The organism is Pseudomonas sp. TE3728, from assembly GCF_056279145.1.
The window spans coordinates 3,785,323-3,799,660 of the sequence record NZ_JBWBQT010000001.1 but is presented as its reverse complement, the minus strand read 5'-3'; the positions used below and the strand labels follow the sequence as shown (position 1 = coordinate 3,799,660).

Below are 14,338 nucleotides of genomic sequence, written 5' to 3'. Positions count from 1 at the left end.
AACAACCGTTCGCAAAGGATAGTCGCGCACCCGCAGACCGTTGGGCCACTACCCGACCAAGGCGTGACGTTTCTTTTCAGCCTGCCGCCTGAGCCGGCTCTTCCCACGCAGAATCAGCCGCTTGCAGGTTTACCGAGCAGACGCTGATCAGGTTACGTAATTTTTCCGCGATCACTTGAGCACGGTGCCAGCTCAGGCCGTCCATGACGATGTCGATCGACAGCAGATCGTCCATGCGCTGTACGTTGACCTGCTGCGGCGTCAGAAACTGCAAGGCGAAAAGATTGAGCGCCCGACACAGCAGATCCGGCTCGGCCTCGGCCAGTAATTGATAGTGAACGCGGCAGTGGGCGTTGCTGACGTTCCAGACATCGGCGCGGGCAGGTGAGGTGTTCACGGCTTCTAAATGCGGCATGGTCGGTCTCCAAAATCACTGGAGGAATTTTTACATTCGGTGCCGGGCATTTCTTATCTATGATTGGGCTTATTGATCATTTATCGAATCGATCAATTCGATTTGGTACCCACTATAGGTTTTTCTATGCACAGCGAGCTGGATGGCTACGACCGCAAGATTCTCGCGTTGCTGCAAGAGGACGCTTCGCTCTCCAGCGCGCAGATCGCCGAACAGGTGGGGCTCTCGCAGTCGCCGTGCTGGCGGCGGATTCAGCGGATGAAGGAGGAGGGGATCATTCGCGCTCAAGTGACGTTGCTTGACCGCAAGAAAATCGGCCTTAACACGCAGATCTTCGCCGAGATCAAACTCAACGCCCACGGACGTTCGAACTTCACCGAGTTCACCGAGGCGATTCGCGGTTTTCCCGAAGTGCTGGAATGTTATGTGCTGATGGGGTCGGTGGATTTCTTACTGCGGATCGTCACGGCGGACATCGAGGCTTATGAGCGCTTCTTCTTCGAGAAGCTGTCGATGGTGCCGGGGATTCAGGAGGTCAACTCGATCGTGGCGTTGTCCGAAATCAAGTCCACGACGAGTTTGCCGGTCTGAAGTTTTTGCGGTGAATGTGCTGGCCTCATCGCGAGCAGGCTCGCTCCCACATTTGATCTTCAGCGAACACAAAATATGTGTACGACAGATAACTCATGTGGGAGCGAGCCTGCTCGCGATGGCGGTATCACAGACGCAGCAAAGTTTTCCAGGCTCGATTCTGATACACCGCGATCGCCTGCTGCTTACGCGCATCCAGCGATTCATCGGTAATCGGCTCGTTGGCCAGTTGCGTCAGTTTGTTCAACTCACCGTACAGGCGATCCATTTCCGGGATCTCCAGTACGCCGCGGGCATGGTGCAGCCAGGCCTGGATGCGCTCGATACGCGGCAGTTGCTCGGCCAGGTCTTCCGGCTGTTGCTGGTAACGCTGCAATTGCAGCGAGTTGGCTTCTTCGCCCAGCATGCGCGGCAGCCAGCTGCCCAGTTGTGCAGCACCCTGGCGATTACCGCGGACGTTGCGATCGGCGGCCCAGGTGCGGGCCAGCAACCAGCGCGAAGTGTTCAGTGAGAACAGGCCCCAACGTGGGTCTTCCAGCTCTTCGAGGAACTGCTCCGGCGCAGCTTTACGTACGTCTTCGTCGTCCAGGCCGGCCTGTACCAGCGGTCGCCAGTCTTCCAGCAGGGCATCCAGCGCGACCCGCAGATCGTGAGTCGACTGACGCGGTGCGGCCTGACCGAGGCTGCTGATCAACGCGCGCATTTCAGCGAGGTTCTCGACCCAGTCCTGCAACAGGCGCCAGTGGCCATTGAAACGATATTGCTCGGCCAGACGCTGGCTGCTGCTCAGCAAATGCCAGCTCAACGCGGCGAATGCATCGTCCAGCGGCATTTCGGCGGTGATCTGCGGCGCTGCCAAGCTCAGTGAGTAACTGTTGGCGTCGAACAGGCGATAACCGCGCTCGGCCTTGCTGATGTCACACGGCATCAGCGGGAGGGTCGCTGCCAGTTCGGCAGCCAGTTCCAGCAGCGCGGCCGGTTCGCCTTCGCGCAGCTCCAGCTCCAGCTCGCAGATTTCTTCTTTCTGCTTGCCGACCACTACGTGGCCCAGGTCCAGCGCGGCTTCGATGACCACTTTGGTCTTGCCACGGCCCCAGGCGATTTCTGCGCGTTCGCGAACGAAATCGGTGGTGAAGATGGCTTTCAGGGTTTTCTTGTCCAGCTCGGCCAGCTCTTCGGGCCAGCATTCACCGTCGAGTTTCTTCACGTCGAGCTTGGCTTTGGCCAGAGGCCAGTCGTACTCGTGACGCTCGGACAAACCGGCGACGCTCTGGCCACGGGTCTTGAGGGTCTGAATCACTTCGTCGCCATCGCGGCGCAAGCGCAGGGCAACCTTGGCGCGGGCCAGGTCGCGCTCAGGCGTGTCGAAGTACTGGTTCATCAACTCACGGCGTTCCCAGCCACTTTTGTTGCGTTTTTTCAGTAACGGGTGCTCGCGCAGGGCGGCGAGGGTTTCGCGGCTGACGCGGAGTTTGATTTCGGTTTCTTTCTGCATGGCCGGAAAATCCAGGATCGGGAGCGCAGCCGGGGGAATGTGTGGCTGCCAAGGTCGTGCAGTGTACAGGACTCATTCGAGATAGGGTCTGTTGACACCCTACGCGCCGCGACGGTTTATTCCTGTCGCCGGATGGTTCTATGATGGACTTCAATTCGGGAGTTGGGAGTCAGCGATGCCTTTGCCGTCCATGAAAGATCAGTTCGCTGCGCTGATCGCCGCGCCGTCTGTCAGCTGTACCCAACCCAGCCTGGATCAAACCAATCGGCCGGTCATCGACTTGCTGGCGACTTGGCTCGGGGACTTGGGTTTTGCCTGCGATATCCAGCAGGTCAGCCCCGGCAAATTCAATCTGCTGGCCAGTTTTGGCTCGGGCCCCGGCGGGCTGGTGCTGGCCGGTCACAGCGATACGGTGCCCTACGACGAGGCGTTGTGGCAGACCGACCCGCTGAAACTGACGGAAGTGGACGGTCGTTGGGTCGGCTTGGGCAGTTGCGACATGAAGGGCTTTTTCGCCCTGGCTATCGAAGCCGTCAAACCCTTGCTCGACCAACCGTTCAAGCAACCCTTGCTGATCCTCGCCACCTGCGATGAAGAGAGCTCGATGTCTGGCGCTCGCGCTCTGGCCGAAGCCGGGCGGCCCTTAGGTCGCGCGGCGGTGATCGGCGAGCCGACCGGGCTGAAGCCGATCAGGATGCACAAAGGCATCATGATGGAACGCATCGACATTCTTGGTCAGAGTGGCCATTCCTCGGACCCGCGTCTGGGTCACAGCGCCCTCGAAGCCATGCACGACGCCATGGGCGAACTGCGCGGCCTGCGCCTGGCGTGGCAGCGCGAGTTTCGTAACCCACAGTTCAGCGTGCCGCAGCCGACCCTGAATTTCGGTTGCATCCATGGGGGCGACAATCCCAACCGAATCTGCGGCCAGTGTTCGCTGGAATTCGACCTTAGGCCTTTGCCAGGCATGGACCCCAAAGCGTTGCGCGCAGCGATTCTGCAGAAGCTCAATCCGATTGCCGAACGGCATCAAGTGAAGATCGATTACGCACCGCTGTTCCCCGAAGTGCCCCCCTTCGAGCAGGCCGAAGACTCGGAATTGGTGAGGGTCGCTGAAAAGCTCACCGGTCATCGCGCCGAAGCAGTGGCGTTCGGCACAGAAGCGCCTTATCTTCAGCGTCTTGGTTGTGAAACACTGGTATTGGGACCGGGCGACATCGCCTGCGCACACCAACCGGGGGAATACCTCGAAATGTCACGTTTGCAGCCTACCGTGCATCTATTACGTCAACTGATTGAACATTACTGCCTGACACCGGCCAAAACGGTGTAGGAGCTGCCGAAGGCTGCGATCTTTTGATCTTTGCATTTTAAAAACAAGATCAAAAGATCGCAGCCTTCGGCAGCTCCTACAGAGAGTGTGTATAAATTGCCGATGTCCCAACCCGTATTCATGAGGAGAGCGCGCGTGTCGCCAAGCCTGTTCCGACGATAACCATCAGCCCGCTGTGCGTTTACTGCTTTACCCTTTTTTCGGCTGCTATTTATTACAGGCCCAGGTTCATGCCCGAATACGTCAATTGGCTTCGTCACGCTTCGCCTTACATCAACGCCCACCGCGATTGCACTTTCGTCGTCATGCTGCCCGGCGACGGCGTGGAGCACCCGAACTTCGGCAACATCGTCCACGACCTGGTGCTGCTGCACAGCCTGGGTGTGCGACTGGTGCTGGTTCACGGTTCGCGCCCGCAAATTGAAACCCGCCTCGCCGCTCGCGGCCTGACTCCGCATTACCACCATGGCATGCGCATCACCGATGCGGCGACGCTTGAGTGCGTGATTGATGCGGTCGGTCAACTGCGCATCGCCATCGAAGCCCGGCTGTCCATGGACATGGCCTCATCGCCAATGCAGGGTTCGCGCCTGCGGGTGGCCAGCGGCAATCTGGTCACGGCACGGCCGATCGGCGTACTTGAAGGTGTCGACTATCACCACACCGGCGAAGTGCGCCGGGTCGACCGCAAGGGCATCAATCGCCTGCTGGACGAACGCTCCATCGTGCTGTTGTCGCCGTTGGGTTACTCGCCGACCGGTGAAATCTTCAACCTCGCTTGCGAAGATGTCGCCACCCGTGCAGCTATCGATCTGGGGGCGGACAAGCTGCTGCTGTTCGGCGCCGATTTGGGCTTGATCGACGAAAATGGCCGGCTGGTCCGCGAATTGCGCCCGCAGCAAGTGCCGGCGCATTTGCAGCGTTTGGGCAACAACTATCAAGCTGAGCTGCTGGATGCGGCCGCTGAAGCGTGCCGGGGCGGGGTGGCGCGCAGTCACATCGTCAGCTACGCCGAAGATGGCGCGCTGCTGACCGAACTGTTCACCCGTGACGGTGGCGGTACGCTGGTGGCCCAGGAGCAATTCGAAGTTGTACGCGAGGCGGCCATTGAAGACGTCGGCGGTTTGCTGGACTTGATCAGCCCGCTGGAAGAGCAGGGCATTCTGGTACGGCGTTCCCGCGAGGTGCTGGAGCGTGAGATCGAGCAGTTCAGCGTGGTCGAACGCGAAGGCATGATCATCGCCTGCGCCGCGCTGTATCAGATTGCCGATTCGGATGCGGGGGAGTTGGCGTGTCTGGCGGTGAACCCGGAGTACCGCCATGGCGGTCGCGGAGATGAATTGCTGGAACGCATCGAAACCCGCGCCCGGGCTCAAGGGCTGAAAACCTTGTTCGTACTGACGACCCGGACGGCCCACTGGTTCCGTGAACGGGGCTTCGTGCCAAGCAGCGTCGAACGCCTGCCATCGGCGCGGGCGTCGCTTTACAACTATCAGCGTAATTCGAAGATCTTCGAAAAAGCCCTCTGACGGGGGGCTGTCCGTGTTGGCTTTTGTGGCGAGGGAGCTTGCTCCCGCTGGGCAGCGAAGCGGCCCCAAAACCAGCGAACGCGTTATGACTGATTCACCGCGTTGTTGGATGGGGGAGTCCTCCGGCCTCCAGCGGGAGCAAGCTCCCTCGCCACGGGTTTGGGATGTTATTCAGTGACGAATTTCGCGCTGACATACGGCGAATAATCCGACTGTATCTCGACCTTCTCTTGTCCCCTCAAAGCACTTCGCCCTTTCGCCCTTCGCCTAGGCTGGAAATGCCGAGCTGACCAGCAGCTCCGGCACATCATTGGCGCCGGTTATCGCGGCGTAAATCCTTGCGAACGCCCCAATACGTCGGCGGAAAAAGAAAATATCAGCGATACACAAACTGTAACAATTTGACTAGATAGTGCGCGTTTGGCCATCATGGCGTCGCCTTTTCGAAAGTGATTGACGTATGGGGAATACGTCGAAAGCTAATCGATCTAGAAAAACGTCAATAAATACCATTTAGGAATTAGCTTATGAGCCGATACCGTGTATCCCGGTTCGGATCCCGGTCATAACGGTATATTCCTAAAAGATATTAAAAAGAATGAAATAATTCTTTTTGGATTTATATGGAGATCATTACCCTGCAGGGACCAAATCATTGCGGTTAGACCTTGGTCGTAGACACACATGGTTACGATTGACTTGTCAGTCATGGACCAGTGCTAATCGCGCATCTGTGGATCTGGGGCGTTAGACCCGAGACCAAAGAGCATAAAAATTAGAACGAGAGGAGCGAAACAATGAAGAAGTCCACCTTGGCCCTGGCAGTGGCCGTAGGGGTTTTGGCGCAGCAGGCAGGCGCCGCCGGTTTCATCGAAGACAGCAAGGCGTCCGTCAGTTCCCGTACCCTGTATTTCAATAACGATAACCGTGAAGGCGGTTCCGATCAGCGCGAAACAGCTACCGGCCTGAAGTTCGACTATAAGTCCGGCTTCACCCAAGGCGTTGTAGGTTTTGGTATCGACGCCCAGGCCTTGGTCGGTATCCACCTCGATGGCGGCAAAGGTCATCACCCGGATAACAACTCCTTTGTTCCAAGCGACACCGACGGTTCGGCCGTACACAATTGGAGTCGTCTGTCTGGCAACGTAAAGGCACTTTTCTCGAAGACCGAGGCTCACTTAGGTGGTGCCCTGGCGCCTAACCTGCCAATTCTGATCGCGAGTGATGGTCGTCTGCTGCCACAAACCTTTGAAGGCGGCACTATCACCTCCAAGGAAATCGACAACGTAACCTTCAACGGCGGTCAATTGGAGCATGCCGTAGGCCGTGCGGGAACCAACAGCACCGGCCTGGCAGTGAGTGGCGGTACTCAGGACAGCAACCAGTTCCGTTATGGTGGTGCGGACTGGAAGGTCACCAAAGACCTGACCCTGCAGTACTACTACGCCAACCTGCAAGACTATTACAAACAGCACTTCCTGGGCGCGGTACATGTTTTCCCGATTACCGAAGGCCAGTCGTTCAAGACTGACTTGCGTTACTTCGACAGCAGCTCAGATGGTCGCAACGGTGACGCCGGCTATCGGTTCAACAACAACGGTGGCTATGCCAAGACCCCGGGCGAGGTCGATAACAAGACCTGGAGCGCCATGTTCACCTATACCCTGGGTGGCAGCGCATTCTTGTTGGGACACCAGCAAGTCGGTGATGACGGCGGCTTCGTCTACCTGAACCAGGGCAGCCTTTTGAATGACAGCGGTCGTAACGAAGGGGCTGGCGGCTCAAGTTTCTACCTGTTTACCGATAGCATGATCCATCAGTTTGTCCGCGCAGGTGAGAACACCACGTTCGGTCAATACTCCTATGATTTCACCGCACTGGGCGTTCCGGGTTTGAAGGCTGCAATTGCCTACCTCCACGGCGATGACATCAAATCCGCCACTGGTGGAAGCGATTCGTCCGAGTGGGAACGCGACATGCGCCTGGACTACGTTGTCCAGCAAGGCCCTCTGAAAGGCTTTGGCACTACCTTGCGTCACGGCACCTACCGTGGCAGCAGTACCGGTATCGCCGATCAGGATCAGACTCGCCTGATCTTCAACTACACTTACAACTTCATGTAAAACGTAGAAAAAAAAAGCCCCGCCCGGCATCTCGCCGGGCGGGGCTTTTGCGTTTTCAAAGCGAGGTCACCCCCGTAATCCCGCCTTGAAAATCCACTCTTTGCAGCAACTCAAGGCCTTCTCGAACCTTGTCGGCGATGTTCGTCCTCATGTGCATTCAGGTCCAGTGAACAGATATTTAATATTCACTTATGATCTAAATAAATCGATATTTATTCTTTTTGTTCTCTAAGGAATGCGGGCACTGTTGAGCTCAACAAGCACTCACAAGGAGCAGCACCATGAGCCTCAGACTTGGCGATATCGCCCCCGATTTCGAACAGGATTCCAGCGCCGGCACTGTCCGTTTCCACGAATGGCTAGGCGATAGCTGGGGCGTGTTGTTTTCCCATCCGGCGGACTTCACGCCAGTGTGCACCACCGAGCTGGGCTTCACCGCCAGGCTCAAGGATGAATTCACCCAGCGCGGCGTCAAAGCCATTGCTCTGTCGGTGGACCCGGTGGACTCGCATCACAGGTGGATCGAGGACATCAACGAAACCCAAAACGCCATCGTCAACTTCCCGATCCTCGCCGATGCGGACCGCAAAGTGTCCGACCTGTATGACCTTATCCATCCGAATGCCAACGACACCCTGACCGTACGTTCTCTGTTCGTGATCGATCCGAACAAGAAGATTCGGCTGACGATTACTTACCCGGCGAGTACCGGCCGTAACTTCAATGAAATTTTGCGGGTGATCGATTCGCTGCAGCTCACCGACAACTACAAAGTGGCCACCCCGGCCAACTGGCAAGACGGTGATGAGGTGGTGATCGTGCCGTCGCTCAAGGACGAAGATGAAATCAAGCGACGTTTTCCCAAGGGTTATCGCGCGGTGAAGCCGTACCTGCGCCTGACGCCACAGCCGAATCGTTAAACGTCAAAAGATCGCAGCCTTCGGCAGCTCCTACATGGATTGGCGTACACCTGTAGGAGCTGCCGAAGGCTGCGATCTTTTCCAGGCATCAACCAAAGCAGGGGATTTTTGGCCGTTTCGACGGCCTTTTTTTTGTCCGGAAAAAGACAATTGCTATATTCATTTAAAGTATAACAAAATGAATAAATATGATTTATGGATATATAAATCAGCTGTTAAGGTCACTCTATCAACGCGAGATCGCAAGCCGCGAATCGCTAACGCCGCTCAAGGAATTGTCTGAATGCTGGTCGTCTCACTCGGTGGCAGTCCCAGCCCACGCTCCCGTTCCGGGGTTTTGCTGGAGCGCTCGCGACGCTGGTTGCAAGAGCAAGGTGTGGAAGTGGTGAGTTACCAGGTACGGGACTTCCCGGCCGAAGATTTGCTGCATGCCCGCTTCGACAGCCCGAAAGTGATCGACCTGTTGCAACAGATTGAAAACGCCGATGGCTTGCTGATCGCCACGCCGGTTTACAAGGCGTCGTTCTCCGGTGCGCTGAAAACCTTGCTCGATCTGCTGCCCGAACGTGCCCTCAGCCACAAGGTGGTTTTGCCGATGGCTACCGGCGGCAGTATCGCCCACATGTTGGCGGTGGATTACGCGCTCAAACCGGTGCTCTCGGCGTTGAAAGCCCAGGAAATGCTGCAGGGGATTTTCGCCGTGGACAGCCAGATCGCTTACGGCGAAGGCAGCGCCCAGGCGCAATTGGCGCCGGAGCTGGCGCAACGATTGTTTGAAGCGCTGGAGCAGTTTTTCAGCGCCATGGCTCGTCGGCCCAAGCCGCTCGATCCGAACCTGTTGAACGAACGTTTGTTGAGTGCTCGCTGGAGCATTTAAGCCAGCCCTCAAACCACATCTGAATTTGAAGTACTCCACCTTACTGGCCCGCTAACGGGCAAGCAGGTGCAGCCAAAACCCAACTGCAAAAAGGAGAGCGCTATGCGCACTGTCATTTTGCGTCGTGGTCTGGTCGCTCTGTTTGCTGCGGCTGTAACCTTCGGCGCCATTACTCAAGCTCAGGCCGAGACACTCCGGATCGGTTATCAAAAGTACGGCACTCTGGTGCTGCTCAAAGCCAAAGGTACTCTGGAAAAACGCCTCGCCGCCCAAGGCGTGGACGTGCAATGGACTGAATTCCCCGGTGGCCCGCAACTGCTCGAAGGCCTGAACGTCGGCTCCATCGACTTTGGTGTCACCGGTGAAACGCCGCCCGTATTCGCCCAAGCCGCCGGCGCCGATCTGCTTTATGTCGCCTACGAACCACCAGCGCCACACAGCGAAGCGATCCTGGTGCCGAAGGACTCGCCGATCAAATCGGTGCAGGACCTCAAGGGCAAGAAAGTCGTGCTCAACAAAGGCTCCAACGTGCATTACCTGCTGGTGCGTGCGCTTGAAGACGCCGGCCTCAAATACACCGACATCCAGACCGTGTTTCTGCCGCCAGCCGATGCCCGTGCCGCGTTCGAGCGTGGCAGTGTCGATGCCTGGGTGATCTGGGACCCGTACCAGGCCGCCGCCGAACAGCAACTGCAAGCACGCCCTCTGCGCGACGGCAAAGGCCTCGTCGACAACCATCAGTTCTACTTGGCGACCAAACCTTACGCGCAGAAAAATCCTCAAGTGATCAAGGCTCTGGTGGAAGAAGTACGCGCGGTTGGCGAATGGTCCAAGGCCAATCCCGAGGACGTGACCAAGCAAGTTTCGCCACTGCTCGGCCTGCCAGCGGACATCACCCTGACCTCGATGAAACGCCAGGGCTACGGCGCGCTGTTCCTTACGCCGGAAGTAGTCGCCGCCCAGCAAAAAATTGCCGACAGCTTCTACCAGCTCAAGCTGATTCCCAAACCCTTGAGCATCAAAGACGTGATCTGGACGCCACCTGCCACCGTGGCCAAAGCGCCGTAATTCGATTTCCTGAGGAGACCACTCCATGAGCCTTAATATCTTCTGGTTCCTACCTACCCATGGCGATGGCCATTACCTTGGCACCGCTGAAGGCGCTCGCGCCGTCGACCACGGTTACCTGCAACAGGTCGCGCAAGCGGCGGATCGTCTGGGCTTTGGCGGGGTGCTGATTCCCACCGGGCGCTCCTGCGAAGACTCGTGGCTGGTAGCCGCGTCGCTGATCCCGGTGACCCAGCGTTTGAAATTCCTTGTCGCCCTGCGCCCCGGGATCATTTCCCCGACGGTGGCGGCGCGTCAGGCCGCGACACTGGATCGTCTGTCCGGCGGTCGGGCGCTGTTCAACCTGGTCACTGGCGGCGATCCGGAAGAACTGGCCGGCGACGGTTTGTTCCTCAGTCACGAAGAGCGCTATCAGGCTTCGGTGGAATTCACTCGCATCTGGCGCCGGGTGCTGGAAGGTGAAACCGTTGATTACGACGGTCAGCACATCAGCGTGAAGGGCGCCAAGTTGCTCTATCCGCCGATCCAGCAACCGCGCCCGCCGCTGTATTTCGGTGGTTCGTCGGAAGCCGCCCAAGACCTCGCGGCAGAGCAAGTCGAGATGGTTCTGACCTGGGGCGAGCCACCGGCCGCCGTGGCAGAAAAAATCGAGCAGGTTCGTGCCAAAGCGGCGAAGCTCGGTCGCACCGTGCGCTTCGGTATTCGTTTGCATGTGATTGTTCGCGAAACCAATGCCGAGGCATGGCAAGCGGCGGATCGACTGATCTCGCATCTGGACGATGACACCATTGCCCGTGCCCAGGCGTCTCTGGCGCGTTTCGATTCGGTCGGCCAGCAACGGATGGCCGCGTTGCATGGTGGCAGTCGCGACCATCTGGAAGTCAGCCCCAACCTTTGGGCCGGTGTTGGTCTGGTGCGCGGCGGTGCCGGTACGGCGCTGGTCGGCGACGGTCCGACCGTGGCCGCTCGGGTGAAGGAATACGCGGACCTGGGCATCGATACGTTCATCTTCTCCGGTTATCCACACCTGGAAGAGTCCTATCGGGTGGCTGAGTTGTTGTTCCCGCACTTGGATATCGAGCGTCCGGAACTGCCGAAAAGCGCCGGTTACGTCAGCCCGTTCGGCGAGATGGTAGCCAACGACATTCTTCCCAAAGCCGCGTCCCAGAGCTGAGGCGCCGCCATGAAGAAAATCATCCACAACCTCGCGCCCTGGGCGCTGCCGGTCTTGTTACTGGCGGTGTGGCAGTTGTCGGTGTCGGCGGGCTGGTTGTCGACGCGGATTCTGCCGGCGCCGATCGCGGTGATCGAAGCCGGTGTGAGCCTGGTCAGCAGCGGTGAAATCTGGACTCACTTGGCCATCAGCGGCTGGCGCGCGGCGCTCGGTTTCGTCATCGGCGGCGGCATCGGTCTTGCGTTGGGCTTCATCACTGGCCTGTCGACGTGGGGCGAACGCCTGCTCGACAGTTCGGTGCAGATGATCCGCAACGTGCCGCACCTGGCGTTGATTCCGCTGGTGATCCTGTGGTTCGGCATCGACGAGTCGGCGAAGATTTTTCTGGTGGCGTTGGGTACGTTGTTCCCGATTTACCTCAACACGTATCACGGCATTCGCAACGTCGATCCGGCGCTGGTGGAGATGGCGCGCAGTTATGGCTTGTCCGGTTTCAGCCTGTTTCGCCAAGTGATTTTGCCGGGTGCGCTGCCATCGATTCTGGTCGGTGTGCGTTTTGCGCTGGGCTTCATGTGGTTGACATTGATCGTGGCGGAAACCATTTCCGCGAGCTCGGGCATTGGCTATCTGGCGATGAATGCCCGGGAGTTTTTGCAGACCGACGTGGTGGTGCTGGCGATTCTTTTGTACGCGGTGCTCGGCAAGCTGGCCGACCTTGCGGCGCGTGGGCTTGAACGCGTGTGGCTGCGCTGGCATCCGGCTTATCAGGTTGCCAAGGGAGGTGCCGCATGACGGCTCAACAACCTCCACGCCTGCTGCGCGGTATTCCGCTGGTGGTGCGCAAGCTGCAAAAAACCTTCGGTTCACGGCAGGTGCTGCGTGAAATCGACCTGCACATTCCGGCCGGGCAGTTTGTCGCGGTGGTCGGGCGTAGCGGCTGCGGCAAAAGTACCTTGCTGCGCTTGCTCGCCGGTCTCGACAAGCCCACGGGGGGGCAGCTGCTTGCAGGCGCAGCGCCACTGAATGATGCGCGGGAGGACACTCGACTGATGTTCCAGGAAGCACGTCTGCTGCCGTGGAAAAAGATCATCGACAACGTCGGTCTCGGGCTCAAGGGCAACTGGCGGCCGCAAGCATTGCAAGCGCTCGAAGCGGTCGGCCTGGCGGATCGCGCCAACGAATGGCCGGCAGCCTTGTCCGGCGGGCAGAAGCAGCGTGTGGCTCTGGCTCGCGCGTTGATTCATCAACCGCGCTTGCTGTTGCTTGACGAACCGCTGGGCGCATTGGATGCCCTGACCCGAATCGAAATGCAGCAGCTGATCGAACGGCTCTGGCGACAGCATGGCTTCACCATGTTGCTGGTGACCCACGACGTCAGCGAAGCAGTGGCGATTGCCGATCGGGTGATCCTGATTGAAGAGGGCGAAGTCGGCCTCGACCTGCATGTGGAACTGCCGCGCCCTCGGGTCCGTGGCTCCCATCGGCTGGCGGCGCTGGAAACCGAAGTGCTCAACCGCGTGCTGTCCCTGCCTGGCCAACCGCCAGAACCGGAACCTGTTTCACCACTGCCTGCGCAATTGCGTTGGGCTCAATAACTTAAAGATTCATCCAACGACAGGAATCAACATCATGACTATCAAAGCCATCAACGTTCGTAACCAGTTCAAAGGCTCGATCAAGGAAATCGTGCTGGGTGACGTGCTGTCGGAAATCGACGTGCAGACGGCCTCCGGCATCGTCACTTCGGTGATTACCACCCGTTCGGTGAAAGAGCTGGAACTGGTGGTCGGCAGTGAAGTAATCGCGTTTGTGAAATCCACCGAGGTGTCGATCGCCAAGTTGTAAGTGCGTGCGTAAACAACAACCCTGGAGGGTGTGAGCCCTTCGGGGTTTTTTATGCATGCAGATGTAGTGATGGTGTATCCGAAGTCGCCAAGATCGCAGCCTTCGGCAGCTCCTACAGAGGAATGCGTGCCCCTGTAGGAGCTGCCGAAGGCTGCGATCTTTTAAAGCACTTCGCGCTTGGGCAAATAGGGCGGCAGATAAAGCCCCAGATACGCATCAAACACCCGCATCCCTTCCTCGGCCATGCGCGACGTGATCTGCCCATGCTGTTGCACCGAGCGTGCATACACCCGATCGCCCAGCTCCATGGCCAGCGCAAATACATCGACATCACTCGGCAGGCTCGGCAATTCGAAGTGGTGGTCGAACAGCTTGTGCATCAGGTCGCCGAGTTCGATGTCGTGCTGGCGGTCGGCCTGGGTGACTTCAGTCAGGCCGTGCTGGGCGAGGATCAGTTGGCGGGCGGCGGCGTCTTCGTCGTAGATGGCGAGCATGCGTTGTTCCACCAGGCGTGACAGATCACGCCAGCCGTTGAGGGCATGGTGATCGATGGGTGCTTGCAGGCAGGCGCGGAATGCGGCGTGGACGTCGGCGGTCAGGGCTTCAAGCAGGGCCGGGACGCTGGCGAAAAAATGGTAGACGGAGGAGGGCGGGATCTCCGCGCGTTCGGCGACGCTGTAGATCGACAGGCTGGCCACGCCCTCGGCGGCCAGCAACGTGCGGGCGGCATCGAGTATCGAATCGATCCGGGCCTGACTGCGGGCGCGGGGTTTGCGAATGGTGGCGGTGCGCGTCATTGAAGTCTCCTGCGGGGCAGCGGGCATTGTACGAGCAGGGTTTGATGTTGTCTGCCCGGACGCCATCGCTAGCAGGCTAGCTCCCACAGGGATTTCCGGTGTACACAGAATGTATGTTCACTGGAGATCAACTGTGGGAGCTAGCCTGCTAGCGATCCGCCGAAGGCGGCC

At 58.5% G+C, this 14,338-nt stretch carries 15 protein-coding genes; 12 read left to right on the top strand and 3 right to left on the bottom strand.

Features of this window, described 5'->3' with window-relative positions; genetic code table 11:
* Positions 1 to 76: 76 nt before the first annotated feature.
* Complete coding sequence (locus ACZ89R_RS16535; RefSeq protein ID WP_429388445.1) at positions 77 to 415, bottom strand: hypothetical protein; 339 nt, start codon at positions 413 to 415, stop codon at positions 77 to 79.
* Between the two features lie 126 nt (positions 416 to 541).
* Between ACZ89R_RS16535 and ACZ89R_RS16530 the strand changes: the two genes are divergently transcribed.
* Positions 542 to 1,006 (top strand): Lrp/AsnC family transcriptional regulator, encoded by a 465-nt coding sequence (locus tag ACZ89R_RS16530; protein ID WP_123500382.1) that lies wholly within the window; start codon positions 542 to 544, stop codon positions 1,004 to 1,006.
* A gap of 127 nt (positions 1,007 to 1,133) precedes the next feature.
* Here ACZ89R_RS16530 and ACZ89R_RS16525 read toward each other — a convergent pair whose 3' ends face one another.
* Positions 1,134 to 2,501 (bottom strand): CYTH domain-containing protein, encoded by a 1,368-nt coding sequence (locus ACZ89R_RS16525; RefSeq protein WP_429545209.1) that lies wholly within the window; start codon positions 2,499 to 2,501, stop codon positions 1,134 to 1,136.
* 175 nt (positions 2,502 to 2,676) lie between these two features.
* Between ACZ89R_RS16525 and argE the strand changes: the two genes are divergently transcribed.
* From argE to ACZ89R_RS16470, 11 genes are all read left to right on the top strand, one after another.
* Positions 2,677 to 3,834 carry an acetylornithine deacetylase gene (argE, locus tag ACZ89R_RS16520; RefSeq protein ID WP_429545210.1) on the top strand — a complete coding sequence of 386 codons (1,158 nt, stop codon included), beginning with the start codon at positions 2,677 to 2,679 and terminating at the stop codon, positions 3,832 to 3,834.
* Between the two features lie 230 nt (positions 3,835 to 4,064).
* Positions 4,065 to 5,363, top strand: a complete 1,299-nt coding sequence (gene argA / locus ACZ89R_RS16515) for an amino-acid N-acetyltransferase (protein WP_123500376.1) — start codon at positions 4,065 to 4,067, stop codon at positions 5,361 to 5,363.
* Between the two features lie 797 nt (positions 5,364 to 6,160).
* Positions 6,161 to 7,486 carry an OprD family outer membrane porin gene (locus tag ACZ89R_RS16510; RefSeq protein ID WP_123500374.1) on the top strand — a complete coding sequence of 442 codons (1,326 nt, stop codon included), beginning with the start codon at positions 6,161 to 6,163 and terminating at the stop codon, positions 7,484 to 7,486.
* 281 nt (positions 7,487 to 7,767) lie between these two features.
* Positions 7,768 to 8,406 (top strand): peroxiredoxin, encoded by a 639-nt coding sequence (locus ACZ89R_RS16505; RefSeq protein WP_429545211.1) that lies wholly within the window; start codon positions 7,768 to 7,770, stop codon positions 8,404 to 8,406.
* 34 nt (positions 8,407 to 8,440) lie between these two features.
* The gene (locus ACZ89R_RS16500; protein ID WP_429545212.1) at positions 8,441 to 8,689 is read left to right on the top strand and encodes a hypothetical protein; all 249 of its coding nucleotides are present in this window, start codon (positions 8,441 to 8,443) and stop codon (positions 8,687 to 8,689) included.
* On the top strand, positions 8,690 to 9,283 hold the full coding sequence (gene ssuE / locus ACZ89R_RS16495; protein WP_007899466.1) for an NADPH-dependent FMN reductase: 594 nt from the start codon (positions 8,690 to 8,692) through the stop codon (positions 9,281 to 9,283).
* Positions 9,284 to 9,385: 102 nt separating this feature from the next.
* On the top strand, positions 9,386 to 10,351 hold the full coding sequence (locus tag ACZ89R_RS16490) for a sulfonate ABC transporter substrate-binding protein (RefSeq protein ID WP_429545213.1): 966 nt from the start codon (positions 9,386 to 9,388) through the stop codon (positions 10,349 to 10,351).
* A gap of 25 nt (positions 10,352 to 10,376) precedes the next feature.
* Positions 10,377 to 11,525, top strand: a complete 1,149-nt coding sequence (ssuD, locus tag ACZ89R_RS16485; RefSeq protein WP_008067973.1) for an FMNH2-dependent alkanesulfonate monooxygenase — start codon at positions 10,377 to 10,379, stop codon at positions 11,523 to 11,525.
* 9 nt (positions 11,526 to 11,534) lie between these two features.
* Complete coding sequence (gene ssuC / locus ACZ89R_RS16480) at positions 11,535 to 12,317, top strand: aliphatic sulfonate ABC transporter permease SsuC (protein WP_429542372.1); 783 nt, start codon at positions 11,535 to 11,537, stop codon at positions 12,315 to 12,317.
* The gene (gene ssuB, locus ACZ89R_RS16475; RefSeq protein ID WP_429545214.1) at positions 12,314 to 13,120 is read left to right on the top strand and encodes an aliphatic sulfonates ABC transporter ATP-binding protein; all 807 of its coding nucleotides are present in this window, start codon (positions 12,314 to 12,316) and stop codon (positions 13,118 to 13,120) included. The genes ssuC and ssuB overlap by 4 nt, the downstream gene beginning before the upstream one ends.
* Before the next feature lie 34 nt (positions 13,121 to 13,154).
* Positions 13,155 to 13,370: a TOBE domain-containing protein gene (locus tag ACZ89R_RS16470; protein WP_003229256.1), complete on the top strand. Its 216-nt coding sequence runs from the start codon at positions 13,155 to 13,157 to the stop codon at positions 13,368 to 13,370.
* 161 nt (positions 13,371 to 13,531) lie between these two features.
* Here the strand turns inward: ACZ89R_RS16470 and ACZ89R_RS16465 are convergent, their stop codons facing one another.
* Positions 13,532 to 14,167: a TetR/AcrR family transcriptional regulator gene (locus ACZ89R_RS16465; RefSeq protein WP_429545215.1), complete on the bottom strand. Its 636-nt coding sequence runs from the start codon at positions 14,165 to 14,167 to the stop codon at positions 13,532 to 13,534.
* Positions 14,168 to 14,338 lie beyond the last annotated feature (171 nt).